Here is a 25,382-nt window from a genome sequence, read left to right as displayed (position 1 = left end):
TTTTGTAACCAGGGTTGAACGATGTTTTGCCGGAATGAACACGAACAGTGGGACCGGATCAAACTGCTGTTGCCGCCTCGTAAGCAAGGTCGGGGACGACCACGGGCAGATGACCGGAAAACCCCTCAATGGGATCTTATACGTGCTAAAAACGGGTGGTACGTGGTCCGATATGCCTTCCCATTACGTTCCCCCGTTACCTGTTGGCGTCGCTTAAACCAGTGGTCGGAAAATGGAACCTGGGAGCAGATTTGGCAAGCGATCCTGCAACAAATGGATGAACAACAGAAGCTGGATTGGACCCAAGCCTTTTTGGACGGAAGCTTTGTATCTGCGAAAAAAGGGGAGAGAAAATAGGAAAAACCAAGGCGGGCAAGGGATCCAAGGTGATGCTGGTATCGGATGGAAATGGCTTGCTGATCGGCATCCATGTCACCAGCGCAAAACCCCATGAAATCACTCTGGCAAGGAAAACGCTCGAAGCGATCCGCGTTCCGCAAAAGCGAGGCCGCCCCCGTAATCGTCCGCAGGAGTTGGCGGCAGACAAAGCCTATGATAGCAAGAGCTTCCGCCAGTATTTACGGAAGCGGGGAATCAAGCCAACCATCCCCCGAATAAAGAGCCAAAAGCCCAAACGAGGCCGACCCATCCAAGTGGGATCGGCTTATCGAGAGCGCTGGAAAATCGAGCGCTGTTTCGCATGGATGGATAACTGCCGTCGTTTGGTCGTTCGTTATGACTTGTATGTCCATATGTACAAGGCTTTCTGCTTTATGGCACTCATCCTTTGGTCGGTAACCAAATTTTGAAATAGATTCTAGACATCATCTTCAGGTCCAAAACAAATATCAAGAAGCGGATGTATGGGTGCAAACTCCTTGGGTGAATTGGCCCGGGAATATTTCAGTGATTGTGACAAATCCCAATGATCAAGACATTATCAGTAAAACAGTCACCCACAACGAGCACATTTATTTCCACTCCGGAATTACCGGTTGGTATGACATCCGGTATGTCCAAAACAATGAAGAAAAGCGGGATTGTTGGATCGCGTTGCGAGACGATGCAGTCAGTTACTCTTCTGTACAAAGTGGCGATACAATCTATGTCATCAACAAGGAAGGGCAGAAGGTAAGAACCCAAGTTGTGAAAAACGGAGGAATCTTCATTCTCCCCTCACAAGAACACCGAGAAAACAAAAGTTCTACCAAACCAGAGAGTCTAACAATTGCCGATCTGGCTCAACAAGTATATGATTAAGGGCTTAAAACCGAAGTGCGTGACCTCAAAGACTATACCATTGGGGACAACATATTTCGGATTTAGAAAGAATGATCAGGAAATTGTCAAATGGCCCTTCGCAGGGGATTTAACGGACCAATATCATGTAGGATCTAAGATGCGTCTGAACTTTAAAGTGGTTTCGGCGTATGGACATTTGAAATGTTGAACTACTTTAAGTAAGGTTTGGACAATAACGGAACTCCACCCGGTATGGTAAAATAGACCATGGTAGTAGCCAAGGGCGGGCGGCCACACTGACCCTCACGAGAGAGGGGGTGAGGCCATGGAGCTTCTTAGCCTGATCGCCAAGGTGGCTGGTGTTGTAGTCCAAGCATTAGCCGTCTACGTTGCGTATCGGGCGCTAAAAAAGAAGTAACCCGTCCCTAGGCAAAGGATTGCGGGTTACTTCTCGCGCTTTCCGTGGCCGCCTGCTTGCGGCAGCTACCCGGCGGTAGGGGGTGCAACCCTGCCGCCGTTACTATTTCTATCCAAAGGATACCATGGCTATGCTTGTTTCGTCCAGTCAAAAGGGTTAACACAATTGACAGAATGGACAAAGTGGACGTTTTTTGAACGTAACCCACCCTTAAATTATCATTAAGACATAAAAGTCATCCGAGGAGCTAACTCGGGTGACTTTTTTTGTTGTGACTGGCCCACCAAGTTTTGGGGGCTTTTTTTTATGGATTACGATCACCAAATCATGGGGGTGGGGTTCCATGTTTTTTAACCAACCAACCGTTCAGTTTAAGGTTGGTAAAATTGAATAGAAAAACGGGAAGCGATATATTTACGGCGAGGATTCAGGATACAAGGTGATTTCCGTCACAAACAAACCGTCTCAAGAAGTAATCCAAAGTGCTTCAGATTTCCTCTATGCAAAAGCCAGCAAATGAGTCATGAAAGGGAAGGTGAGGGAGCGTGGTTTTTGGGTAGACTATACTATGATACGATGAACCAACAACCCATCCAGGGGGTGGTCCGATGAATGAACCGAATCGACTGATTCAAGAAAAATCGCCGTATTTGCTCCAACATGCCTACAATCCGGTGGATTGGCATCCTTGGGGGGATGCGGCGTTTGAGAAAGCAAGAAAAGAAGACAAGCCTATCTTTCTGTCGATCGGGTATTCGACCTGCCATTGGTGCCATGTGATGGAACGGGAATCTTTTGAAGAGGAAGAAGTGGCCTATTTGCTGAATGAATGGTATGTCCCCGTGAAGGTGGATCGGGAAGAGCGGCCGGATGTGGATAATCTGTACATGACCGTTTGCCAAGCTCTCACCGGGCATGGAGGATGGCCATTGACTGTCATCCTGACACCGGAGAAGAAGCCTTTTTTTGCCGGGACGTATTTCCCCAAGACGGCCCGTTACGGGCAGCCCGGTCTGATGGACGTGTTACAACGGGTGGGCCAGGTGTGGAAAGACGAGCGGGAGAAAGCAATGGATGTCGGAGAGAGGATTACCCAGGCGATCCAGACGGAGCTGAAAACGACAGAGAGTGGAGTGTTGTCGGAGGAGATGCTGAAGGAAGCGTACAATCAGTTCGCTTCATCCTTCGATGAACAATGGGGCGGATTCGGACCCGAGCCCAAGTTTCCCCGTCCTCATGACTTGTTGTTCTTGCTTCGATATTGGAAGCAGAACAAGGAAGAGAAGGCGCTGGAGATGGTGGAAGGAACGCTGGAGGCCATGCGGAGGGGCGGAATTTACGATCATGTAGGATTTGGTTTTGCCCGTTACTCCGTGGACAAAGAGTGGCTGGTTCCCCATTTTGAGAAGATGCTTTATGATAACGCCCTCCTCGCTTACGCATACCTAGAGGCGTTCCAAGTGACGAGAAAGGAAACTTACGCTCAGACGGTGCGGGAGATTTTTACCTACGTGCTTCGGGATATGACCGACGCGGAAGGCGGTTTCTACTCCGCCGAGGATGCTGATTCCGAAGGAGTGGAGGGAAAGTTTTACGTATGGACGCCTGCTGAGGTGACGGAGATTCTGGGGGAGCAGGAAGGTACCCTTTTCTGTTCGTGTTTCGACATTACCGCAGATGGAAACTTTGAGGGGCACAGTATTCCCAACCTTATCGGGCGGGACCTCCCAGCGGTTGCCGAGGAGCACGGTCTGAATGAAGAAGAGTTAGCTCGACGCTTGGAGGCGGCCCGAAAGAAGCTCTTTGAAGCCCGGGAGCAACGGATTCATCCCCATAAGGACGACAAGGTGTTGACCTCATGGAATGGGCTCATGATCGCTGCCTTGGCTAAGGGAGCCCGGGTGCTCGGTGAGGAGCGTTATGCAGAAGCGGCTGGGAAAGCGGCCATCTTCATCCGAAAGCGACTTACCCGGGAGGACGGTCGGCTTCTCGCCCGTTGGCGGGATGGGGAAGCGGCGATCCCCGCCTATGTCGACGATTATGCCAATCTCGCCTGGGGGCTGATCGAGCTCTACGAGGCGACTTTCGAGCCGGACCACCTTAAGGAAGCGTTGAAGTTGTCCGAAGCGATGTTGGATCTTTTCGGTGATGAAAAAGAAGGAGGATTCTTCTTTTACGGAAAAGATGGAGAAGAACTTCTCACTCGGACGAAGGAAACCTATGACGGAGCCACGCCTTCGGGAAACAGCGTCGCCGCCCTCAATCTAATCCGCCTCGCCCGGTTTACTGGTGACCCAGAATGGGAGAGCCGGGCAGAGACGCAACTGAAGGCCTTTGCTGGTTCGGTGAAAAAAGCTCCCATCGCCTATTCTTTCTACCTGACGGCCCTACAGTTCGCTCTCGGTGACCCGATGGAGATCGTCATCTCCGGGCACAATGAGGATGAAATCACCCAGGAGATGATCCGTCTCGTTCAGAAGGCCTTCCTTCCGGGTTCCGTCCTCCTTTACCGCCCTGAGGGGAAAGCTGAGGAGATCACTCACCTCGTCCCCTATACGGCTGAACAACATACCGTCGACAGGAAGCCCGCCGCCTACATTTGTCGCAATTTTGCCTGCGAACGCCCGGTGACCCTGTTGACGGAGTTGGAGACGAAGATTTCGGAGTAACCCATTGACAAAGAGACGGCCCCTATCCACATGGGGCCGTCTCTTTGTGTATCCAGCATCGGCAACATCGGACCATTTTTTCTTGATATAATCGGGATAAGTAAAAAGTGAAAGGATTTCGCCTATGGCTAATTCGAGATTTCGACTGGATGATGGATTGGATATTCTTTCAAGAACGCCGAAGGTTTTACGTTTGATGTTAGAAGGGTTACCGAATGAATGGATTCACACTAATGAAGGAAAAAATACTTGGTCACCTTTTGATGTACTAGGGCATTTGATCCATGGGGATGAAAAGGTTTGGATGAATCGAATTCATAGGAAGAGAACATTTCTGCTCCGAAAACTGGGAAAATTTGATAAAGGCAGGTGACTCCGTTGATTGATGTCTGCCGGTTAATTCTTGGGCTGATTTTTTTGTTAGCGGGAATAAACGGGTTCGTTGTCTTCTTCGGTTACCCTCCTCTGTTACCTACCAGTCCGGAAGCGATGGAATTTTTCCGGTTCAAATATCTCCTGTTTACAGAAAAGGCTTTGGAGGTGATATGCGGATTTCTGTTGGTCGTTAATCGCTATACAACCTTAGCCATTACGATGTTGGCTCCTGTCGTTTTTAATATTCTATTGTTCCATCTCTTCGTCGACCTCTCCATGCTTCCTATGGCTCTATTGGTTACCATGCTTGAAGGGTACCTCCTGTGGAAGGACAGGAAAAGTTTTTACCCGTTGTTGGAAGATAAATAGAAGTGTCTAACAAAAACACGTGGTTTCCTTAAGGTAATAAGGCGTAGAAAAGGTTTCTGTTGCCCACCTCGGTATACGGGCGGTACACTGGAATAGGTTACATATTTTTCATTTATCCATAACCATCCATGGGAGGGCGACCGATGAAAGAGAAGTTGGAGGAGCTGAAACGCCATCTGGCGGAAGTGTACGATCTGGAGAACGTGACTTCGCTTCTGTACTGGGACCAATCCACGTACATGCCCAAAGGCGGGGCTGCTGCCCGGGGGCGGCAGCTGGGGACGATGGAAAAACTGGTCCATGAGAAGATGACTGACCTGCAAATCGGACGGTTGCTGGAGGAATTGACCCCCTATGGGGAGAGTCTGGAATACGATTCGGACGAAGCGGCTCTGATACGGGTAACCCGGCGAAAGTACGAAAGGGCGGCCAAAGTTCCGGCAGCCTTCATGGCGGAGATGTCTAACCACTTCGCAGATACTTACCAGGTATGGACGGAAGCGCGACCAGCGGACAACTTTGCCAAAGTGGAGCCTTTCCTGGAGAAAACTTTGGATTACAGCCGCCGATTGGCGGAATATTTTCCTTATAACCATATCGCTGATCCCTTAATCGGTTATTCCGATGAGGGTATGACTGTCTCCACCCTACGTCCCCTTTTCCAAGATTTGCGGGAACAACTGGTTCCGCTGGTGAAGGCGGTAACGGACCGGGCCGACGTAGAGAATACCTGTCTCAGGCAGACATTTCCGGAGAAGGAACAATGGCAATTCGGGATGGATGTTATCCGGCAGTTGGGTTACGATTTCGACCGGGGTCGCCAGGACAAAACCCATCATCCTTTTATGACGAAGTTCTCCCTTGGGGATGTGCGAATTACTACTCGGGTGAAGGAAAACCAACTGGAGGAAGCACTTTTATCCACCATCCACGAGGCAGGTCATGCGATGTACGAACAGGGCATCCAGATGGAACTGGAGGGGACGCCTCTAGCCAGTGGAACTTCCTCTGGGGTTCATGAAAGCCAATCCCGCTTATGGGAAAACATCGTCGGCCGAAGCCGTGGGTTTTGGGAACATTTTTATCCGAAATTGCAGGAGGTGTTCCCAGAGCAGCTCGGAGCTGTCTCTCTGGATGCTTTCCATCGAGCGGTGAACAAGGTGGAGCCCTCCCTGATCCGTACCGATGCCGACGAATTGACTTACAACCTTCATGTGATGATCCGATTTGATCTGGAGTTGGCTCTGCTTGAAGGAAAGATGGCAGTGAAGGATCTGCCTGAAGCTTGGCGGGAGAGGTACAAGGCTGACCTGGGAGTGTTTGATCCCGGAGATAAAAACGGGGTTCTGCAGGATGTCCACTGGTTTGCAGGTACCATCGGCGGATCCTTCCAGGGATATACCCTGGGGAACATCCTGAGCGCCCAATTTTATGATGCGGCCCTTAGGGCTCATCCAGAGATCCCAGACCAGATCCGTAAGGGGGAGTTTTCCACGCTGCATGGGTGGCTGAAAGAAAACCTTTATCGGCACGGTTCGAAGTATACAGCTATGGAAATCACTAAACGGGCGACGGGGTCGCCCCTGACCATCCAGCCCTACATCGCCTATTTGAAAAACAAATTCGGGGAACTTTGCGGATTAAATGGTTAATTACTTATTCCGGTCGAAGCAGGTACTTCGACCGTTTTTTGTTTCTGAAGAGACTTGTGATAAGGTATAAACATGCAACGAATTACTATAATTTACGGAAAAATGAAAAAAGGAGAGGTTGGATGAACGTTACCGGCTGGGTTGGAGTGATATCGGATTGGTTGTGGGGTCCTCCCTTGATGGCCCTGCTATTGGGTGGGGGACTCTTTCTTTCCCTTCGGATTGGTTTTTTCCAGATCCGTTTTTTCGGTCACGTGCTGCAACAGACCGTCGGGCGATTGTTCAAACGGACGGGCCATTTCGAGGGGACGCTGACCCCCTTTCAGGCCTTTTCTGCGGCGCTAGGCGGAACGGCGGGCGCCACCAATATCATCGGGGTATCGGTTGCCATCGGACTCGGCGGCCCCGGAGCCTTGTTTTGGATGTGGGTGACGGCTGTCGTTGGAATGGCCAGCAAATTTGCGGAAGTTCTCCTGGGGAGTAAGTACCGGGAGAAAAATGAAGAAGGAGAATGGGTCGGCGGTCCGATGTATTACATCCAAAAGGGGCTCGGTTGGCGATGGTTGGCGGTATTTTTTGCTTTCGGGCTGATGGTAGAGGTAATCCCGAGCTCTATGGTTCAGTCCAATTCCATCTCGAAAACAGCAGAGAGTGCCTTTGGCCTGCCCCTTTGGGTGACCGGCATTATCATTACAGGGTTGACGGGGATCGTTGTTTACGGTGGTGTCAAACGTTTGGGCAAGGTGTCAGAAAAAGTGGTTCCCTTCATGGTGTTGGTCTATCTGGCAGTGGCGATCGGCGTCGTATTGGTCCATGCCGGGCAGATTCCGGAAGCATTCCGCCTTATCTTCCAGCACGCGTTCACCCCGATTTCTGCCGTTGGTGGGTTTGCGGGGGCAGGTGTGGCGGAAGCTCTTCGCTGGGGGATCGCTCGAGGTGCTTATTCCAATGAAGCCGGGATGGGGACTGGGGCCATCGCCCAGGCGCCAGCCCAGACGGATCACCCCGCCCGCCAGGGATTGTGGGGGATTTTCGGGGTGGCGATGGATACGTTGGTGATCTGTACCGCTACAGGTCTCGCTGTTCTTACATCTGGGGAATGGCTCAAAACTGACAATCCGGCGACTGCTGTACCTGCTGCTTTCGGGCAGATCCTTGGCGGTACCACAGCCGGTGGCGTATTTGTTTCCTTTTTCTTGCTTCTGTTTGTGCTGACTACGGTTGGGGTGCTCATTTATTACGGGGAGAAACAGGCGGAATATCTCTTCGGCCTCCGCTTTTCCAAAGTGATGCGGCTGGTTTATGTTCTTTCCATGTTTATCGGTGCGATTGGGGGATTGAAGTTTATCTGGCAGTTCCTTGATATCCTGCTCGCCATGATTGTCATCCCCAACATGATCGCTCTGTTGGCGATGAGTAAGGAAGTTCGGGAGGAGACGAAGGATTACATCGAGAGGATCTACCGGAAAGAGAAGATGAATCGAAAACAAAAAAAATCTGCCTGACTCTCTGGAAGGAAATTCTTCTTTTACGGTGAATGAGGGTAGGGGGTATCTTCAAAAAAGGTTATTTCCCGGGGAAGAAAATCGTGAAAGGAGGGAAAGTGATGGCCAGGCATGAATTCCGCCTCACGGCAGACTGGAACGGAGGACGGAATGGAGAAGGTACGATCACGGCAGGGAACCTACAGACAAAGATATCCATCCCGTCGGAGATGAAAGGGCCGGGGATCGGAACCAACCCTGACGAGATGTTGATCGGGGCTGCGGCTACTTGTTACCTGATTACCCTAGCGGCCATGCTGGAGAGAAAAAGCATCCCAGTGGTCTCTCTAACCCTGGAGACCGTCGGTGTAGTCAGTGTGAATAAAAACGGCCTCCAATTTGAAAGCGTCACTCATTATCCTCATGTCGTGCTGGGAGCCGAAGCGACAGCGAAGCACAGGAAGGATGCGGAATCTTTCACCGAAGCTGCGGAAAAAAGCTGCATGATCTCCAACGCTCTGCGCGGCAATGTGGATCTGTCCGTCCAAGCGACGGTGAATAGGGAAAGTTGAGGGCTCATGGAAAAAAACGATTGGACTAGTGAGAGGAGGAAATCAAGATGGATGGAACCATTGGAATTATTGTTTTTATCCTGATGATCGTGGTTGTAGGGATCGTATGGCCGTCCAAACCCAAAGGAACACGAAGTCGTGGAAGAGGAAGAGATTCCTCAGGAGCCTTCTGGTATGCGGGTGACAGTGGGAGTGATAGCGGCGGAGGAGACTGTGGGGGAGGAGATAGCGGCGGTGGTGGATGTTGAGGAGGAGGCTCCCCCTTCTATGAAAGATAATCATCCTTTCAAGAGGTCAGCTATATGAGGAGATCCTTTTACAGTAAGTTGCCGTTTGAAAGCCCACGGTTTCAATCGAAAGACGGCGTTGATCGGAACCCCCTTCGGGGATGGAAATATCAACCAATTCCTAATATAATCGAACATATGAGCGGTGCTCATCCCACTGGTAGTGGGTTGTTCCTTGAAAACGTTATGGTATGGGGTTCCAGCGGCGAACGAATCTCTCCCGCTGGGTAAAACCATAAGAGTGAGCGATCAGGAACTAGAACGCTGGTAACAGGCGTTCCGCCCATGTGGGTACACTCTAACTGCATGGGATGGGCTGATGAGACAGCCCTGAACTTGGGAGTTGTCCGAAACAGAAATGGACTGAGGGCGCTAACTACCCAAGAATCCCATGGCTTCAGCCGTGTGGAGTCTCAAGAGAGACACCATTTATAAACGCAACCCGCCGGTTCTTCCGACGGGTTTTTGTGTTTACGCGCCGGTTTTGGCGGCTTTCTTTGCTTTGTGGCTTTGGAATTCGACCAGGCGGCCGGAGGAATGGAAAATGCGGAAAGGGTAGGCTTGATACTCCTTTTCTTCTAGGACGTCGAGGCCCTTCTTTTTCGCTTCCGCATCCGTGACGGCTTCGATGGGTTCGTCGTACAGCTTGCTCCCTGTCTGGTCAAAGACGGTCATATGGTACATACGGTTTCCCCCTCTAGGATGGTTCTTCTTCCATTATACCGAGATTGGTAGGAAGGGGGCACCCTCTATTTGAAAACGGTTACCGAGGCAGAATCGGGGATACGGGTGTGTGGAGTGTGGGAGCTCCTAGGGTCCTTGGGGACGGTGAGCAGATACTGAGAGAAAGGGAGTGTCTGGATGGCTTTCACCAGAAGGATGGAACCTACTAAGATCAACACATACACGGCTCCGAATAGGTTAGGATGCCACCAGGGAGCGGGCAGGACTTCCCCGGCAAGAAAGAGAACCAGGGGGTGGATCAGGTAAATACCGAACCCTCGAGAACCGATTTCCATCACAGATCGCACAATCCAGCCAGACTCTTTTATCAGGGAGAAAAGAGCGAAGACGGCCAGGCTTAGCAGGGGGATGTTTACCAGATTGGACAGGCGCTTGGAGGTGTAAATACCGAAGTGCTGGTATTCCAGCATAGCTCCGAGGATCAGCAAAAGACCAATAACGAGGTAAGACCAAGCATAGGCTCGCAGGTGATGGGAAAGGCGCTCCCAGTGAAAAGCGATAAATCCGCCAAAAATGAAATAAAAGATCCAGGAGGGAAGAATAGCTTTTTCAAGCAGGACGGCCTGGGCTAGCCCGTCTAGGTGATCAGCCCGAAGGAGCAATAAAACGGTGTTGACAATTAGGGCTCCTCCAAGGGCGACCCACCAGCGGAGAGAAGTGGTAAGCCATCGCTGAAGAAGGGGAAAAACGGCGTAGAACTGAATGACGAGCGACATGAAATAGAGATGGTAGAAAGATTGCCCGAGGCCGAACAGTTTGACGATCTGGGAGAAGGAGAGTTGGAGGGAACTGGGGTGGATCCACTGGGACAAGGCAAAATAGAAGAGGCCCCACACCATAAAGGGAGATACAATCTTTACTAGCTTGGAGCGGGTGAAACGGGAAAGGAAAAAGGGCTTTTGAAAATAGGGATAAAAAAGAAGGAAGCCGCTTAGAACCGCGAAGGCAGGGGTGCCGAACCGGCCGATCTGATTGAGAAAAATGATGGCCTCATCCCACACTTGTCCGTTCTTGTAATAATAGGTAGCACTGACATGAACAATTAACACTCCCAAGCAGGCCAACCCTCTGAGAAAGTTAATTTCGGGTAGAAAGGTCCGTGCCATCGGAATCCCCTTTCTGAATAGGTTCAATGAGAGCAAAGTCATTTGATCTCGATCCGAACGACGCGACCACGTAGGCCCTGTCATTAAAAAAGGGGCTCATTTCCCGAGCGTACGGAAAATGAGCCGGAATGCTGGATACGGTAAAGGGGGTTACCGCTTGTTCTAATGTAGCGTTTCAGTGCTAATGGGGAGTTAAAACCGTGTTAAAGTTTTGTTGAGTGGATCGGTCGTCCCGTAAGAAAAAGAAGAAAAAAGACCGTCGGAATGGAAACCAACGATCTTTTTTCGATGGGGATCAAAGACGGACGGGAAGCTCAGTCAGGCCTCGCATGAGAAAATCCTGCCGCCAGGGGAGGGATTCACCTTTGAAATCTAGCGCCAAATTAGGAAAGCGGTCAAGGAGTGTAGGAATGGCGATCTTTCCTTCCATGCGAGCCAGCGGAGCACCAAGGCAGTAGTGAATTCCCAACCCAAAGGCCAGGTGTCGATTGGGTTGCCGGGTGATATCGAAACGATCCGGCTGGGGAAATTGGTTTCCGTCCCGGTTGGCGGAACCCAAGGCTACAATTACTAAGCCGCCTTTGGGTATGGTCTGTCCGAAAAAGGATACCTCTTCCGCCGCCCAGCGATTGGTGGCCATCTCCACCGGGCTGGTATAGCGAAGGATCTCTTCCAACGCCGACCCGATCCGTTCAGGGCTCTCACGGAGAAGCGCCAATTGATTCGGGGTTTGCAATAGGGTTAGAATTCCGTTTCCAATCAGGTTGACCGTCGTTTCGTGGCCCGCCACGATGAGCAGGAAAACCATGGAGTACAACTCTCTGGAGGTGAGCTTGTTTCCTTCTTCTTCGACATGAACCAATCCGCTGATGAGGTCATCGGCAGGGTGGGAACGTCGCTTCTCGAACAAGTCACCCAGATATTCCTGAAACTCCACCATTGTGGGCTGGATCTCTTCCCACTTTTCCGGTCGGTTGGTGGCAGCTAGCAAGGTGGTGGACCAGTTGCGGAATCGTTGCCGGTCTTCGGTGGGGATGCCCAGCATTTCACTGATAACCAGAATCGGTAAAGGAAAGGCATAAGCGTCGATCAGTTCAGCCCGTCCGTTAGGAGAAGAAGCCAGCTTGTCCAACAGGTCGTTAGCGATTTCGCGGATGCGCCCTTCCATTTCCTCGATCATCCGGGGAGTGAAGGCCTTATGGACGAGGTTGCGCAGCCGGGTGTGGTCCGGGGGATCGGAAGCCAGCATGTGCTCGGAAAACAAATCTGTTTCATCCAGCCAAAAGTCTTCCACTTCGGGGAGGGTACGAGGATCTTTGATAAAACGAGAGTCTTTGAGAGCGGCCAGAGCCGCATCATAGCGGGTGACCAACCAGGCGGGAATGTCGGCGGACAACTGGACGGGATGAACTGCTCCTTGTTGTCGCAGATCTCGATAGAGAGAGAAAGCTTGCTCTTTGAAATGGGGAGAGAAGAAATCCAGCACCAGGCCCGTCTGTTCGTCGGTGTTCATAGACAGGTCTCCTTTCCTGGGGGAAATGGTTTGAATCTAAGGGTCTTCAGGAAAAGGATACCACGCCCTTTTATGAAAACCCTTTCAAGGAATCAGGGCATTTTCATAAAAAAAGATGAAAACCGAGAGAGACAGGCACGTGGCGCAAATCCATGGCCATTGTATAGTTACTCGACTACTGCCCGCGCAAAGCGCACATGCTTACTCGCACAATAACCATCTGTCCGACTCTGAAAATAGCGCTCTTGTATATCGGATGGGCTGACGTCCTCATGAAGGCGGAGTCCTAAACTTTCCAGTTCAAAAGCCAGCGTTGACGGGTCAAAGGTCGTTTGAAGCGGCTCGCCGATCTTCCGTAAAGCCTCCTGCCTCTCTTTCAAAGGGGAAGCCGTTACTTCCGGTACAAAGTAATCGAAAATAACTGTACTGCTGACAGGGGCCACTTTGGTAATGGAACGAAGCGTTGCGAAAACTTCACTTCGGGTTAAGTACATGGTGACACCGAGCCAGCTAAAAAAACTTTTTATCTGCCTGTCATACGAAGTTCCCTGAAGGGCATCAGCCAAGCTCTCCTTTGTGAAGTCCACAGGTACAAAGTAAAGATTTGATGGGGTTTCCCATGCTAATTCAGCCAGTCGCTCCCGTTTGAAAGCTTGTGTCGCCGGGTGGTCCACTTCAAATACCTGAATCTGACTGAGGAGATCCGGGCGGCGAAAAGCAAAGGTATCCATCCCGGCCCCGAGTATCACATACTGCTCTACCCCTTGTTTTACAGCCTGTTCCAGGGTGTCTTCCGTGTATCTGGAACGGCTGAGGACATGAGGTAATCCCATGGCTTGCAGTAAATGTGGCAAGGCGTTTGTCGTCTGGTCGGAGGATGCCGCGTTCCTTTCAGAATCATTCATTAGGAGAGCGTGAGAAAATCCTTGTTCAATAAGGGCGCGCCTTTCCTCTGGAATCAAACGTTCGGCTAGAAAATCATCAAAAATTTTTGGCGCATCATTCGTGGCATGGTAGGCACGTAAGTAGGCGGTCATAATAGCTGTAAGGCTGACTTGGTTTTCTTTCATTTGTATATCCTCCTTTTAAGCTTTGCTCCTCAATGGAGAGAAAGCATAAAAGAAGTATACCGAATCCGCCTTTAATTTCAATTTTAAAATCTAATTATAACATAAAAATATATTTTTGTCAAGATATTTTATTCCTCGGTAGGAGGTGCTAGAGTCCTATAGATAGAAATGATCTATTTGATAGGGGGAGTTCACATGGTTTGGAAGCAGACGAAATTAACGGACCGGTTAGCGATCGCTTATCCGATCATTCAAGCCGGGATGGCGGGCGGCGTCACAAGTCCCGAGCTAGTGGCTGCTGTTTCAGATGCGGGTGGTTTGGGAACACTGGGTGCCGGTTATCTGTCTCCGGATGCGATCCGCCAAGGGATTCAAGCGATTCGAAAACGAACAGACCAGCCATTCGCAGTAAACCTGATGGTTCCCCAGCCCTACAAGGAAGAATCCTCTGTAGAACAACAGATGAAGCAGCATTTGAGGAAGTTTGAAGCATTCGTGGAAGCTCCAACGGAGAAGGAGACAAGTGGACTTTCTCTTTCCTTTGAGGAGCAAATCCATGTGATCTTGGAGGAGAAAGTTCCCGTTTTTAGTTTTACGTTTGGGCTTCTTGACCCATCCCTGATCCAACAACTCCATGCCAATCAGACGATCGTGATCGGCACGGCCACCATGGTAAAAGAAGCGATTGAACTGGAGGAAAGCGGCGTTGATGCCGTGGTCGCCCAAGGGAGTGAAGCGGGTGGCCATTGGGGAACCTTTCACACTTCTTCGGAGTTTCCGTATATCGGAACGATGGCCCTCGTTCTCCAAGTGGTGGATCATGTGAGTATTCCGGTGATTGCCTCCGGCGGAATCATGGACGGAAGAGGTATTCTAGCAAGCCTCTCCCTGGGAGCCGATGGTGTTCAAATGGGCTCTGCATTTTTGACGACGTTGGAAAGCAGTGCCCATGAGGAACACAAACGGGTATTAATGGATAGCAACGATGAAAGCACGGTGATCACCACCGCTCTTTCCGGTAGACCCGCCCGTGGGATTAAAAACGCCTTTATCCGAGAAATGGAACATTACCCTGCTTCCATCCCCCCCTATCCCGTGCAGAATGCGTTAACGAAACCTATGCGAAAGTATGCTGCTAGACAAGGGAACCGAGAGCACATGTCCTTGTGGGGCGGCCAAGCTGCCTCTCTTGGCCGTTTAGAATCCGCTAAGGAGTTAATGAACCGCGTCACTGTCCTGAAACCGCCGTGTCCCTTACATCTGGGATTGCGGCGATTTTTTGGTAAGCCCCGAACAAGGTCGAGGAGATTAAGCTGATCATCGAGTGGTCACTGAGAGAAGAGCAGCCGATCGTAATTACATATGCCAGCCCGAGGAAGTACATCGGTTATGTGGTGAGGGTCCCCGCAGTCCTTTCGGGTGAAGGTAAGGCGTTGCTTTACTCACGTTACTCCAGTGAAACTGCCATCCAGCAGTTGTTTGGGGAAATGGATTGTTTCATCCTTGGAGGTTGACACCTATTGATTACATATGTAGTATTGTACTACATATGTAATCTGATTCAAAGAAGGGGGGAGAATCCAGTATCTCGGGGGCATAATGAAGTTCAAAAAAGTCGCCTAGGAAATTCTAATGAGATCGATTTTCAAAAGCGTGATACTTTTTTGGTCGTTAAATTTTGTTAGCGTTAAATATATTTTTTTGAAAAGAGGTTATATTGTAATGAGATCATGGGTTGCATTAAAAAAAATCACCCCTGTACTACTTCTCTCATGTGTAGCGCTGGTAGGTTGTTCAGAGGATAACGTCCGTTCTGCTCAACCCAAACCACAAAATCAAGAAACAGCAATTACAGAGGATTTTGCTAAACTTGAGGATAAATATGATGCTAGGCTTGGCGTCTTTGCACTGGACACTGGCACAAATCAAACAGTCACTCATCGATCAGATGAACGTTTTGCATATGTATCTACACATAAAGCTTTAACTGTAGGAGCACTTTTACAACAAAAGTCAATGGCAGACCTTGACCAAAGGATCACCTATACACGTGATGATCTTGTGAATTATAATCCAATCACAGAGAAGCATGTTGATAAAGGAATGACACTTAAAGAACTTTGTGATGCTTCTATTCGATACAGTGACAATACCGCGCAGAATCTCATACTTAAACAACTGGGTGGGCCTAGTGAACTTGAAAAATCTCTCAGGAAAATTGGTGATGCTGTTACCAATCCGGAGCGATTTGAACCGGAGTTAAACGAGGTTAAACCAGGAGAAACTCATGATACCAGCACACCGAGAGCGCTTGCTACCAGCCTCAAGGCTTTCACAATCGGAGACGCACTCTCAACGGAAAAACGTGAGTTATTAACAGATTGGATGAAGAGAAATACCACTGGAGATACATTAATTCGTGCGGGAGTACCGAAGGATTGGGAAGTTGCAGATAAAAGTGGAGCAGGATCATATGGAACGCGAAATGACATTGCTATCATTTGGCCACCGAAAGGAGATCCTATTGTTCTTGCAATACTTTCTAAACGGGATAAGCAGAATGCCGAATATAACGATAAGCTTATCGCGCAGGCTACCAAGGTCGCACTCGATGCCCTGAAGTAAACTATAAATTATCAACCAAGCAATCGATTCTCGCTGTTCCATTGTTTCCAGAAAGATGGGCTTTCAATATCCTGTACTCCGTGGGATACTGATAATAGGCGCATGTATGTTCCGCCAAGTAATAAGCCTCAGATTAAGAGGCTTATTACTAAATTAAAAAGAATTTCAATAAGCTGTTTAATCTAGTGTGGGGTGGTATCAAGTAATATCAGTTAGTGTTAGATTTTAAAGAAAAGGGTTGAGTGATGGAGACGAACGGAATTTCAACACAAATTTTTATAGGGTTTTCGGTATCTTCTTTAACCATTGCCGTAATTATGCTGATGAAAAAAGTGTTCCAAAAGCAACTATCGGCGAAATGGCAATATAATCTATGGTTTTTATTGTTAATTGCACTAACACTCCCTTTTATATCGAACCACTTATTTAATTTTGGAAATAATATGACATTTTTTGAAGAAAATCATAGAAATAGTATAGGGGCACCTACTAACGCTGCTGGAGATCATTTGATACAGAACGTTAATTGGTTGCAGGACTTTACGTTATCTGTAAATCGTTCCACTCCGGATTTCCTGAATATCGTTATAGCTGGTATATGGATGGCAGGAGTGTTAGTTTTTTCTGTTCTGACAATACAAGCTTGGTTAAAGATAAAGGACATTAAAAGCAATACATTTGAGGTGAAAAATAAAGAGATTCTACTTTTGTTTGAACAGTGCAAGCAGAATTTAAAAATATCGAGGAATATTAACGTAGGGGAATCGCCACTTGTCAAATCTGCAATGACATTTGGACTTTTTAAGACCTATGTTGTGCTTCCGATTCACTTTGAAGAATCGCTGTCTATGAAGGATATCAAATACATTTTTTTACACGAACTTAATCACTATAAATATAAAGATATTTTGACGAATTATCTGATCGTCGTTTATCAAATTTTATACTGGTTCAATCCGCTTGTTTGGGTTGCTTTCAGGGAGATGAGATTAGATCGAGAAATAGCCTGTGATGTTGCTGTTTTAAATTCATTGGATGAGCATTGTTATAGCGAATATGGAAATACGATTATTAATGTTGTGGACAGGGTATCACAGCCTAGGGATTTCGTTTTTGCAAATCAGCTGAACAGTTCCAAGAAGCAAATAAAAAAACGTATTGAAAAGATTGTATCCTTTACAACTGAATCAAAGCTGCTGAAGCTCAAGAGTATCGCTATTTTTATGCTAGTGGGAGGATTTGTTGCAAGTCAGATTCCATTCATTTCTATGATAGCTGAGGATAATACTCGTTACGATTTTAAAAGTGAGCAGGCTGTTTATGAGGATTTGAGCCAATATTTTGCTGGTTTTGACGGAAGTTTTGTATTATATGATATGCAAGCTGATCAATATCGTATCTATAATGAAGATAAAAGCACACTGAGAGTTTCCCCGGATTCAACTTACAAGATTTTCATCGCATTGTTTGCATTGGAGTCAAATGTCATAACGAGTGAAAATTCGACCATGAAATGGAATGAAATACAGTATCCTTATGATGCTTGGAATATGGATCAGAATTTATTTACAGCGATGAAAAATTCAGTAAACTGGTATTTTGAGGATTTGGATAAAAGAATCCAACGGGATGATATGCAAGCCTTTCTGAAACAAATCGGCTACGGTAATACCGATCTTTCCGGCGGAATAGGACAATATTGGTTAGAATCCTCATTAAAGATATCACCAGTAGAGCAGGTGCAATTACTCAAAGCTTTTTATACAAACCAATTTGGATTTAAGGAGAAGAATATCCAGACCGTCAAAGATACGATCAGATTAGAAGAAAAATCTGGTGTGCAGCTTTCTGGGAAAACAGGTACAGGGGCTGTAAATAACAAAAATATTAACGGTTGGTTCATTGGGTATGTAGAGACCAAGGAGAACACTTATTTCTTTGCAACAAATATACAAAATGAAGACAACACCAACGGAAGTATGGCAGCAGAAATAACATTATCTATTTTGAGGAATAAAGGCATATATTGAGTATTTGCTGAAAAAAATATTGTACATCCAAAGAAGGAGGACAAAAGTGTCTAAAAAATTACCAGGTATCTCGGAAGCGGAATGGGAAGTCATGAACGTACTTTGGGAAAAGGCACCACAAACGGCCAATGAAGTCATCCACTCCTTGCAGGAGCGTACGGATTGGAAGCCTAAAACAGTACGCACTCTTTTGGATCGTCTAGTCCAAAAAAAAGTGGTCGGTGTAAACCAAAATCAAAAGGTCTATACTTTTTTTCCGCTGTACTCGCAGGAAGAATGTCAGCGCGCCGAGGCACAGTCTTTTCTTAAGCGAATTTATGGTGGCACGCTGAAATCGATGTTGGTTCAGTTTATCCAAGAGGATTCCTTGACTGAAGAGGATATCAAGGAACTGCGGTCCATATTAAATGAGAAGCCAAGCCGTAAAACTTATGAGGGTAATGAGTAAATAGAAAAGAAGGCGATGAAGCTGCTCATCAACATGATTAGCATCGTTGTAAGAACGATTCGAAGGTAAAGGGGCTTCACGATGTATGGGGACATCATCGGCAACGAGCACATGAAGCATCATGCAGCATCTCTCCTGTATGAATTGGGAAAGGAGAAGTAAAAAGCCGAATTTCCGTGCGTAGAAACGGAATTCGGCTTTTCTTGGACCGATTTTATGGACAGCCTTTTTCGGTGATTTCGGAAGAGGCTAGGAATTGCTCATTTTGGCTCCCCGCTGACCGGGATACTTCCGTCAAAATATTCCTCTAAAACGATCCCCCGGCGGGTGACTTCCCTGGCGATAGTTTTTCCGACATAGCGAAGGTGCCAGGGCTCGTAGGCATAGCCTGTCACAGCCTCTTTTCCTTTGGGGTAGCGGACGATGAAGCCGAACCGGGGTGCGTTTTTTGCGAGCCATTTGGCTTCCTCGGTATCGGCCAACCGGTGATTCAGCTCGTTTCCGACTTTGGGGGAAGAGAGGTCGATTGCCAATCCGGTTTGGTGTTCGCTGGTACCGGGGAGGGCGCTGAATCGTCTTGCGGTTGCCTCTCCTCGGGTTTTTACATATTTTTGAAACAGTTCTTGCTGGCGCTTGTAGGAACGGTAGCCGGATACAGCTCGAAGATCCATGTCGTCTTTGTTTGCGGCTGCAAATAGGCGTTCCAGACCGTGAGCAGCCGCTTTGCGAAGATGCTTTTTTTCGTGTGTTCCCTCAAAGGAAAAGGGGACGTTAGGGACGACTAGATCTTTCGGGGTGTAGCCTTCTGGAAGACGGCGTTGTTTGTTTACGACTACGGCGGTGCTTTGGGCATTGGTTACGACGGGGAGAGGCTCGCCTGTCTTTTTCTCCACGGTATGCTCCAGGGTGAAGGGGATAAGGAGTTCGCATTGGGCTTGGGAGTGGCCTGCTTTGGCAGTGATGGTCTCTTTGGAGCCGTGGGCGGCATGGTTATTCACATGGACCGAGCCGTCGGCAAGGACCGTAGCGAGAGAGGGGTCACTCACCTTGAATGAAAGATGGGAGAAATCGACCGGTTTTTTAGCACCGTCTTTTCCGACGGAAAAAACGGTCAGCTGATGGGTCGAACCGGGAGCGGCCGTGATTTGATCGGTTTCAAACTGAATTTTCGCAAAGGAATTTAAGGTCGGGTCACTGGAAGAAGGTAGTTGGTGGCTACTTCCGCCGACGAACAGAAAAGCGCTCCAGAGTAGAGTTGCCTTGGTGAGGAATCGAAAGGGATTCATTCGCGCCTCCGTTTTAGATAGACCGCCGATAACCGGCTTTTCGATAGATGATCTGGCGATTGTGCAGGATCGATTCTATCGTATCAAATCCTGATCGGAGGAACCATCCGAAACCTAATGAAAAGCCCCCGACAGCCTTTTAGCAGCGGGGTTTACGATCGGCTTGTTGGGTAGCCAGCGAATTTGGTGTGGAGCTCCGTTTTTTTTATGGGGAAGGAGGATTCAGGGGGTTCGCTGAGGAAGCGGAATGTTAAGAATAGCTTGTTATGATGGAGGTCAGAGCGGTTGCTTGTCTATTGGAGAACCCATTGATCCAACCGTTCTTTTTGGCGTAGATGGTGGCGGAAGTGCATGGGAATGAGCTGGAACCACTCCGTGGCGTTCAGCCAACCGAGAGCGGGGTGGTGGGCTTTTTGGTTGGTTGAGATGGAGGCAATCTTCGGCTCCAATTCTCGTATTTTTTCTATGGTTTCTAGCAGCTGCTCTTTCACTTCTTTCTTGTCCGTGGGGTTTTCAGGTATCAATTCGGGCCGGTCGGGAAGCTTGATTTTCATGTCTGGGAATTCTCCCACGTGGAAAATATGCTTTCCGGCCCCTGTCTTTTCCCTGCCTGGTTCCCCTGTTCCTTCCGCACATTTTTCGATCATCCCTAACTGAAAGCGAAGGGACATGAGCAGGTGATGGTACATTTGGCCCAACGACCACTCCTCCGGCGCCGGTTTTTGCCTAAACTGTTCTAGGGAATACCGGTCCAATTCGGTAACATAGTGTCCGGCGATTTCTTCGAATTGGTGCAAGGCAGCTTTGCTTTCCATTTTTCCCACTCCTCTTTAGTTTGCTCGCTTTTAGGACCTTAACCTTCAATGTTTAAAAGGATTTTAAGAATCTTCTACATTGATTTTGTTATTTCCTACTTGACACACGGAAGAAGGAAGGATAGCCTGATATGTGTTTGTAATCGGTTTCATTATTCTGAAAAGGTGCGTGGAGATCGGAAGGGGGTGCTGTATGGCGACAATCCGAGATGTGGCGAAGCAGGCCAGGGTATCGGTGGCGACGGTGTCTCGTGTTTTAAACGGGAATGGATATGTCAATTTAGCAACGGAAGCCAAGGTGAGGATGGCGATGGAGGAATTGAATTACGAGCCCAATACGGTTGCCCGGGGTCTGGCTGGAAAGAGGACGATGATGATCGCAATGATCCTTCCGGACATTGTTAATCCCTTCTTTTCCGAGCTGGCCCGGGCGGTGGAAGATACAGCCCGAGCCCACCAGTTCACCGTGATTATCTGTAACTCCGATGATCGGGGGGCTAAGGAAAAGACCTATATCGATGTGCTGCGGAAGCGATACGTGGATGGAATCATCTTTGCTTCCAATACTTTGGGAGATGAAGAGATCCTTACCATGGAGGAACAGGAGATCCCCTTCGTCCTGTTGGACCGGACTCCGGGTATGGGGCGTTGCAGTGTCGTCCGTTCCCGGAACGTAGATGGAGCGCGGATGGCAGTCAATCATCTTCTCCAGTCCGGCTGTCGTCGGGTGGCTCACATCGCCGGTTCGGGGGATTTGCTCACAGGCCGAGAAAGACGGAGGGGCTATCTGGATGTCGTCGGGGAAAAAGGCTGGTTCGATCCCGGGTTGATTGTCCCCGGCCATTTCAGTGTGGAAGGAGGCAAGGGGGCGGCCATGGCGTTGATGGATCACTTCCCCGATGTGGATGGTATTTTTGCTGGAAACGATCTGATGGCGGTCGGCGCTCTCAAAGTTCTCCACGCGATGGGGGTGAAAGTCCCGGATGAGGTTTCCCTGTGTGGTTTCGACGGCATCGCGCTTACTGAAGTGACGGTTCCGGAGTTGACGACCGTGGCCCAGCCCATCTACGAAATGGGGGCGACGGCAGCCATGGAATTGATTCGCCTCATCGAGGGTGAACCGGGTGGGCCTCGGGAGTATGAACTGGATGTCTTGCTCCTGAAGCGGGAATCGACAAGGAGGAGGAAACGATGAACAGGACGGGGGCGACGGTTGCAGTCGTGGGCAGCCTCAATATGGATATCGTGGTCCAGGCAGGGCGGGCCCCCCGGTTGGGAGAGACGATTCTCGGGGAAGCGGTTCATTTCATTCCCGGAGGAAAAGGGGCGAACCAAGCGGTGGCTGCAACCCGTCTGGGGGCTCGCTCTGCGATGGTGGGCGCGGTAGGGAGGGACTCCTTCGGCCAAATGCTTCGAAAATCCCTCATCGATCAAGGAGTCGATGACTCAGGTGTCCGAACCTCGGAATCGGAGACGACAGGAGTGGCCTCCATCCTGCTCGCAGAAGGGGACAACTCGATTATTGTGGTTCCCGGCGCAAACGGAGGCCTGACACCGGCTGATGTCGAGGGGAACCGGGGCCTAATCGAGGAAGCGGATGTATTGCTCTTGCAATTGGAGATTCCCATGGAGGCGGTGGAGGCGGCGGCCTGCCTCGGTCGGCAGGCAGGCAAAAAGGTGATCCTCAACCCCGCCCCGGCCAGGGAACTGCCCGCAGGCCTCCTGTCTGATATCGACGTAATCACTCCCAATCAATCCGAACTGGAGCTCTTGACCGGGATCTCCCTGGATGGAGAGGGACTGAAAGCGGCGATGGAACGCCTACTGGAACGGGGCGCGGGTCGGGTGGTTACTACCCTGGGGGAAGACGGAACAGCCATCCTGGAGCCTGGTGCGGATTGGATCCGTCTCTCCGGGCACCGGGTGAAAGCGGTAGATACCACGGGGGCAGGGGATGCCTTTAACGCTGGGCTAGCCTGCGCCTTGGCGGAAGGGAGAACCCTCCCCGAGGCGGCAGCCTTTGCAAACAAGGCGGCTGCCCTGGCCGTCACGCGATTGGGTGCTCAGGCGGGAATGCCCACCCGGGAAGAGGTGGAGGGATTCCAGCAATAAAGGGAGCGGTACGCGTGTGGTACGCCGCATCGGTCAGTGTACCCCGAAAGCCAACGGGATTTTGCTCTTGCGCCTTTTTTTAGAAGGAAATTCTATAGATGGGGTGAAAAGGTATACTTGGTCCGGTTTTGAAAATGGAAGGGATCGAAAAGAGGTTTCCCGGCGTCCGAGTGTTGAAAGGCGTTGACTTCGATGTTCGCGCTGGTGAGGTGCATGCCCTCATGGGTGAAAACGGAGCGGGAAAATCCACCCTGATAAAAGTACTGGGGGGCATCTTTCCCCGGGATGCGGGAAAGATCTTCATCGGAGGCGAGGAGCGGTCGATGTGTTCGCCGAGGGAGGCAGTGGCTTTAGGGGTGGGCATCATCCATCAGGAACTTAACCTGGTGCCTCAGCTTTCCGTCATGGAAAACCTGTTTCTCGGTAGGGAGCACACCTTCAGCCGTGGGTTTCGTGTTGGATGGCGACGGATGCGGGAGGAGGCCCTCCGGTGGATGGAGAAGCTGGGCGTCACCCTTGATCCTGCCTGTAAAGTGGGAGATCTCTCCGTCGGCCAGCGGCAGATGGTGGAGATCGCCAAGGCCCTCTCCCTGAAGGCCCGTATTCTCGTGATGGACGAGCCCACCGCAGCACTCGCCCAACGGGAGATCGAATCCCTCTTTCGGGTAATCGCTTCCTTGAAAGAACAGGGAGTGGGGATGGTCTACATCTCTCACCGGATGGAGGAGATCTTTCAGATGTGTGACCGCATCACGGTCTTGCGGGACGGTGAGAACGTCGGTACACGAGATACGGGAAAGACGGACATGGAGGAACTGGTCCGGATGATGGTGGGTCGTGAAATCCGGGAACGTTTTCCCAGAGAGTCGGTTCCGCCCGGAGAAGAGCGGCTCCGTGTGAAAGGGCTTACTCGCCGTGGCAAGGTGAAAGGAGTCTCCTTCGCCATTCGGGCGGGCGAGATTTTGGGTATGGCGGGGCTGATGGGAGCGGGCCGCACAGAGACGGCGAACCTCCTGTTTGGGGTAGAGAAACCGGATGGGGGAAGCGTGCTTGTGGACGGGGAACCGATCCGCATCCGTCGTCCTGAGGACGCGATCCGGGCCGGATTTGCCTATGTGACCGAAGACCGCAAGGGAGAGGGACTGGTTCTCTCCCGTTCCGTGAAGGAGAACCTGATGTTGCCCCATCTACCTGCTCTCTCCCTTGGAGGAGTCATTCGGCGGCGCCAGGAACAGAAAGCATCGCGGGAACTCATTAAAAGCCTTTCCATCCACACTGTCGGGGTGGAACAGAAAGCCGGTTTTTTATCCGGGGGCAACCAGCAGAAAGTGGCCATCGGCAAATGGTTGACGGGCCGTCCTAAAGTGTTCATTTTGGACGAGCCTACCCGGGGTATCGATATCGGGGCCAGGGCGGAGATCTATCGGCTGATGAACCGGCTCACTCAGGAGGGGATCGCCATCCTGCTCATCTCCTCGGACCTCCCCGAGGTACTGGGAATGAGTGACCGGTTGCTCGTCATGCATGAAGGGCGAATCGTTGCGGAGTATCAGCGGGGCGAAGCGGATCAGGAAGCGGTGGTACAGGCTGCATCGGGAGGAGGGAAGCAGCGTGCAAATAGAAATCAAACCCCGTGATATCCGGATCGGTTGGTTGCAAAAAATCGGCCCTTTACTGGGATTGGGAGGAATCATCCTGGTCCTGACGGTGATCAGCCGGGAGTTCCTGAGTATTTCCAACCTATTTAACGTTCTGCGCCAAATTTCGATTAACGCTCTCCTCGGTTTTGGGATGACTTTTGTCATCCTGACGGGAGGTATCGATCTATCCGTCGGCTCCATCCTTGCCCTATCAGGGGCATTGACGGCGGGGATGCTGGCAGGGGGGACCGATCCTTTGCTGGCCGCATTCGCCGGATTGACCGCCGGTGCTTTGATGGGGGCTGCCAATGGGGTGTTGGTAACCAAAGGGAAAGTGGCCCCGTTCATTGCCACCCTGGCTACGATGACGGTGTTTCGAGGGCTTACTCTCGTCTATACCGAGGGACGCCCCATCTCTTACGACAATGAGTTGTTTTCCATGGTTGGCAAGGGGTATTTTTTGGAAATTCCCATCCCAGTCATCTGGATGCTAGTCTCTTTCGGCATTCTCTGGTTCGTTTTGCGGCACACTCCTTTTGGCCGCCGTGTCTATGCGATTGGAGGGAATGAGGAGGCAGCGGTATTATCCGGAGTTCGGACCGAGTGGGTGAAAACGGGAGTTTACACGATCAGTGGTCTATTTGCGGCGTTGGCAGGTATCATCCTGACTTCCCGGCTTAACTCCGCCCAGCCGACCGCCGGGGCCAGCTATGAATTGGATGCCATCGCTGCCGTCGTACTAGGGGGAACGAGCCTGACGGGGGGGAAAGGTTGGATCGCTGGGACCCTGATCGGTGCCATGATTATCGGAGTATTGGATAACGGGCTCAACCTGTTGAATGTATCTTCTTTCTACCAACAGGTGGTCAAGGGGGGAGTCATTCTTCTGGCTGTCCTGCTAGACCATTCACAAAAATCCTAGATC

23 protein-coding genes are annotated in these 25,382 nt (G+C 50.0%); 17 read left to right on the top strand and 6 right to left on the bottom strand.

Annotated elements, in window-relative coordinates:
- Positions 1 to 21: 21 nt before the first annotated feature.
- The 9 genes from ACFOUO_RS03935 to ACFOUO_RS03895 all read left to right on the top strand — a co-directional run bounded on the left by ACFOUO_RS03935 (position 22) and on the right by ACFOUO_RS03895 (position 9,029).
- A complete protein-coding gene (locus tag ACFOUO_RS03935) occupies positions 22 to 357 on the top strand; it encodes a transposase (protein ID WP_380702359.1) in 336 nt (111 codons plus the stop codon).
- Entirely contained in the window at positions 297 to 809 is a 513-nt protein-coding gene (locus tag ACFOUO_RS03930; protein WP_380702357.1) for an IS5 family transposase, read from the top strand. The genes ACFOUO_RS03935 and ACFOUO_RS03930 overlap by 61 nt, the downstream gene beginning before the upstream one ends.
- A 97-nt stretch (positions 810 to 906) precedes the next feature.
- Entirely contained in the window at positions 907 to 1,260 is a 354-nt protein-coding gene (locus tag ACFOUO_RS03925) for a hypothetical protein (protein ID WP_380702355.1), read from the top strand.
- Positions 1,261 to 2,268: 1,008 nt separating this feature from the next.
- The gene (locus ACFOUO_RS03920) at positions 2,269 to 4,329 is read left to right on the top strand and encodes a thioredoxin domain-containing protein (RefSeq protein WP_380702353.1); all 2,061 of its coding nucleotides are present in this window, start codon (positions 2,269 to 2,271) and stop codon (positions 4,327 to 4,329) included.
- A 369-nt stretch (positions 4,330 to 4,698) separates the two neighbouring features.
- Positions 4,699 to 5,073 carry a hypothetical protein gene (locus ACFOUO_RS03915; RefSeq protein ID WP_380702350.1) on the top strand — a complete coding sequence of 125 codons (375 nt, stop codon included), beginning with the start codon at positions 4,699 to 4,701 and terminating at the stop codon, positions 5,071 to 5,073.
- A gap of 143 nt (positions 5,074 to 5,216) precedes the next feature.
- Positions 5,217 to 6,725, top strand: a complete 1,509-nt coding sequence (locus ACFOUO_RS03910) for a carboxypeptidase M32 (protein WP_380702348.1) — start codon at positions 5,217 to 5,219, stop codon at positions 6,723 to 6,725.
- A gap of 122 nt (positions 6,726 to 6,847) precedes the next feature.
- The gene (locus ACFOUO_RS03905) at positions 6,848 to 8,230 is read left to right on the top strand and encodes an alanine/glycine:cation symporter family protein (protein WP_380702346.1); all 1,383 of its coding nucleotides are present in this window, start codon (positions 6,848 to 6,850) and stop codon (positions 8,228 to 8,230) included.
- A gap of 101 nt (positions 8,231 to 8,331) precedes the next feature.
- The gene (locus ACFOUO_RS03900) at positions 8,332 to 8,781 is read left to right on the top strand and encodes an SACOL1771 family peroxiredoxin (RefSeq protein ID WP_380702344.1); all 450 of its coding nucleotides are present in this window, start codon (positions 8,332 to 8,334) and stop codon (positions 8,779 to 8,781) included.
- Between the two features lie 47 nt (positions 8,782 to 8,828).
- A complete protein-coding gene (locus ACFOUO_RS03895) occupies positions 8,829 to 9,029 on the top strand; it encodes a hypothetical protein (RefSeq protein WP_380702342.1) in 201 nt (66 codons plus the stop codon).
- 510 nt (positions 9,030 to 9,539) lie between these two features.
- On the opposite strand, the gene ACFOUO_RS03890 is transcribed toward ACFOUO_RS03895, so the two are convergent.
- From ACFOUO_RS03890 to ACFOUO_RS03875, 4 genes are all read right to left on the bottom strand, one after another.
- Positions 9,540 to 9,752, bottom strand: coding sequence for a YhzD family protein (locus tag ACFOUO_RS03890; RefSeq protein ID WP_380702340.1), 213 nt, complete (start codon positions 9,750 to 9,752; stop codon positions 9,540 to 9,542).
- A 65-nt stretch (positions 9,753 to 9,817) separates the two neighbouring features.
- Entirely contained in the window at positions 9,818 to 10,918 is a 1,101-nt protein-coding gene (locus ACFOUO_RS03885; RefSeq protein WP_380702338.1) for an acyltransferase, read from the bottom strand.
- A 295-nt stretch (positions 10,919 to 11,213) separates the two neighbouring features.
- Positions 11,214 to 12,431: a cytochrome P450 family protein gene (locus ACFOUO_RS03880; protein WP_380702336.1), complete on the bottom strand. Its 1,218-nt coding sequence runs from the start codon at positions 12,429 to 12,431 to the stop codon at positions 11,214 to 11,216.
- Between the two features lie 167 nt (positions 12,432 to 12,598).
- Positions 12,599 to 13,501, bottom strand: a complete 903-nt coding sequence (locus ACFOUO_RS03875; RefSeq protein WP_380702334.1) for a class I SAM-dependent methyltransferase — start codon at positions 13,499 to 13,501, stop codon at positions 12,599 to 12,601.
- 195 nt (positions 13,502 to 13,696) lie between these two features.
- On the opposite strand from ACFOUO_RS03875, the gene ACFOUO_RS03870 reads away from it, so the two are divergent.
- From ACFOUO_RS03870 to blaI, 4 genes are all read left to right on the top strand, one after another.
- Positions 13,697 to 14,818: an NAD(P)H-dependent flavin oxidoreductase gene (locus tag ACFOUO_RS03870; protein WP_380702332.1), complete on the top strand. Its 1,122-nt coding sequence runs from the start codon at positions 13,697 to 13,699 to the stop codon at positions 14,816 to 14,818.
- Positions 14,819 to 15,223: 405 nt separating this feature from the next.
- Positions 15,224 to 16,126 carry a class A beta-lactamase gene (gene bla / locus ACFOUO_RS03865; RefSeq protein ID WP_380702330.1) on the top strand — a complete coding sequence of 301 codons (903 nt, stop codon included), beginning with the start codon at positions 15,224 to 15,226 and terminating at the stop codon, positions 16,124 to 16,126.
- 245 nt (positions 16,127 to 16,371) lie between these two features.
- Positions 16,372 to 18,156 carry a BlaR1 family beta-lactam sensor/signal transducer gene (locus ACFOUO_RS03860; protein ID WP_380702327.1) on the top strand — a complete coding sequence of 595 codons (1,785 nt, stop codon included), beginning with the start codon at positions 16,372 to 16,374 and terminating at the stop codon, positions 18,154 to 18,156.
- Positions 18,157 to 18,202: 46 nt separating this feature from the next.
- Positions 18,203 to 18,604 carry a penicillinase repressor BlaI gene (gene blaI / locus ACFOUO_RS03855; protein ID WP_380702324.1) on the top strand — a complete coding sequence of 134 codons (402 nt, stop codon included), beginning with the start codon at positions 18,203 to 18,205 and terminating at the stop codon, positions 18,602 to 18,604.
- Between the two features lie 260 nt (positions 18,605 to 18,864).
- Here the strand turns inward: blaI and ACFOUO_RS03850 are convergent, their stop codons facing one another.
- Both ACFOUO_RS03850 and ACFOUO_RS03845 read right to left on the bottom strand, forming a co-directional pair.
- Positions 18,865 to 19,890: a M15 family metallopeptidase gene (locus ACFOUO_RS03850; protein WP_380702322.1), complete on the bottom strand. Its 1,026-nt coding sequence runs from the start codon at positions 19,888 to 19,890 to the stop codon at positions 18,865 to 18,867.
- Positions 19,891 to 20,183: 293 nt separating this feature from the next.
- Entirely contained in the window at positions 20,184 to 20,705 is a 522-nt protein-coding gene (locus ACFOUO_RS03845) for a DinB family protein (protein WP_380702319.1), read from the bottom strand.
- 193 nt (positions 20,706 to 20,898) lie between these two features.
- Here ACFOUO_RS03845 and ACFOUO_RS03840 point away from each other — a divergent pair, with 193 nt between their 5' ends.
- The 4 genes from ACFOUO_RS03840 to ACFOUO_RS03825 all read left to right on the top strand — a co-directional run bounded on the left by ACFOUO_RS03840 (position 20,899) and on the right by ACFOUO_RS03825 (position 25,379).
- Positions 20,899 to 21,900 carry a LacI family DNA-binding transcriptional regulator gene (locus ACFOUO_RS03840; protein ID WP_380702316.1) on the top strand — a complete coding sequence of 334 codons (1,002 nt, stop codon included), beginning with the start codon at positions 20,899 to 20,901 and terminating at the stop codon, positions 21,898 to 21,900.
- Positions 21,897 to 22,817, top strand: a complete 921-nt coding sequence (gene rbsK / locus ACFOUO_RS03835; protein WP_380702314.1) for a ribokinase — start codon at positions 21,897 to 21,899, stop codon at positions 22,815 to 22,817. The genes ACFOUO_RS03840 and rbsK overlap by 4 nt, the downstream gene beginning before the upstream one ends.
- Before the next feature lie 134 nt (positions 22,818 to 22,951).
- Positions 22,952 to 24,454 carry a sugar ABC transporter ATP-binding protein gene (locus tag ACFOUO_RS03830; protein ID WP_380703247.1) on the top strand — a complete coding sequence of 501 codons (1,503 nt, stop codon included), beginning with the start codon at positions 22,952 to 22,954 and terminating at the stop codon, positions 24,452 to 24,454.
- Positions 24,429 to 25,379, top strand: coding sequence for an ABC transporter permease (locus tag ACFOUO_RS03825; RefSeq protein WP_380702312.1), 951 nt, complete (start codon positions 24,429 to 24,431; stop codon positions 25,377 to 25,379). The genes ACFOUO_RS03830 and ACFOUO_RS03825 overlap by 26 nt, the downstream gene beginning before the upstream one ends.
- The last annotated feature ends 3 nt before the right edge of the window (positions 25,380 to 25,382 follow it).

Origin of the sequence: Salinithrix halophila, from assembly GCF_042650125.1 — a bacterium.
In the GTDB taxonomy this organism is placed as follows: Bacteria; Bacillota; Bacilli; order Thermoactinomycetales; family DSM-45169; genus Salinithrix; species Salinithrix halophila.
This window is presented reverse-complemented; position numbering and strand designations above follow the sequence as displayed.

What these genes read in the sequence shown, in the direction of transcription:
- ACFOUO_RS03910 (WP_380702348.1), top strand. Translation starts at nt 5,217, where the DNA reads ATGAAAGAGAAGTTGGAGGAGCTGAAACGCCATCTGGCGGAAGTGTAC.
- ACFOUO_RS03895 (WP_380702342.1), top strand. Translation starts at nt 8,829, where the DNA reads ATGGATGGAACCATTGGAATTATTGTTTTTATCCTGATGATCGTGGTT.
- ACFOUO_RS03830 (WP_380703247.1), top strand. Translation starts at nt 22,952, where the DNA reads ATGGAAGGGATCGAAAAGAGGTTTCCCGGCGTCCGAGTGTTGAAAGGC.
- ACFOUO_RS03885 (WP_380702338.1), bottom strand. Translation starts at nt 10,918, where the DNA reads ATGGCACGGACCTTTCTACCCGAAATTAACTTTCTCAGAGGGTTGGCC.
- ACFOUO_RS03935 (WP_380702359.1), top strand. Translation starts at nt 22, where the DNA reads ATGTTTTGCCGGAATGAACACGAACAGTGGGACCGGATCAAACTGCTG.
- ACFOUO_RS03850 (WP_380702322.1), bottom strand. Translation starts at nt 19,890, where the DNA reads ATGAATCCCTTTCGATTCCTCACCAAGGCAACTCTACTCTGGAGCGCT.
- bla (WP_380702330.1), top strand. Translation starts at nt 15,224, where the DNA reads ATGAGATCATGGGTTGCATTAAAAAAAATCACCCCTGTACTACTTCTC.
- ACFOUO_RS03845 (WP_380702319.1), bottom strand. Translation starts at nt 20,705, where the DNA reads ATGGAAAGCAAAGCTGCCTTGCACCAATTCGAAGAAATCGCCGGACAC.
- rbsK (WP_380702314.1), top strand. Translation starts at nt 21,897, where the DNA reads ATGAACAGGACGGGGGCGACGGTTGCAGTCGTGGGCAGCCTCAATATG.
- ACFOUO_RS03890 (WP_380702340.1), bottom strand. Translation starts at nt 9,752, where the DNA reads ATGTACCATATGACCGTCTTTGACCAGACAGGGAGCAAGCTGTACGAC.
- ACFOUO_RS03920 (WP_380702353.1), top strand. Translation starts at nt 2,269, where the DNA reads ATGAATGAACCGAATCGACTGATTCAAGAAAAATCGCCGTATTTGCTC.
- ACFOUO_RS03840 (WP_380702316.1), top strand. Translation starts at nt 20,899, where the DNA reads ATGGCGACAATCCGAGATGTGGCGAAGCAGGCCAGGGTATCGGTGGCG.
- ACFOUO_RS03870 (WP_380702332.1), top strand. Translation starts at nt 13,697, where the DNA reads ATGGTTTGGAAGCAGACGAAATTAACGGACCGGTTAGCGATCGCTTAT.
- ACFOUO_RS03860 (WP_380702327.1), top strand. Translation starts at nt 16,372, where the DNA reads ATGGAGACGAACGGAATTTCAACACAAATTTTTATAGGGTTTTCGGTA.
- ACFOUO_RS03900 (WP_380702344.1), top strand. Translation starts at nt 8,332, where the DNA reads ATGGCCAGGCATGAATTCCGCCTCACGGCAGACTGGAACGGAGGACGG.
- ACFOUO_RS03880 (WP_380702336.1), bottom strand. Translation starts at nt 12,431, where the DNA reads ATGAACACCGACGAACAGACGGGCCTGGTGCTGGATTTCTTCTCTCCC.
- ACFOUO_RS03875 (WP_380702334.1), bottom strand. Translation starts at nt 13,501, where the DNA reads ATGAAAGAAAACCAAGTCAGCCTTACAGCTATTATGACCGCCTACTTA.
- ACFOUO_RS03905 (WP_380702346.1), top strand. Translation starts at nt 6,848, where the DNA reads ATGAACGTTACCGGCTGGGTTGGAGTGATATCGGATTGGTTGTGGGGT.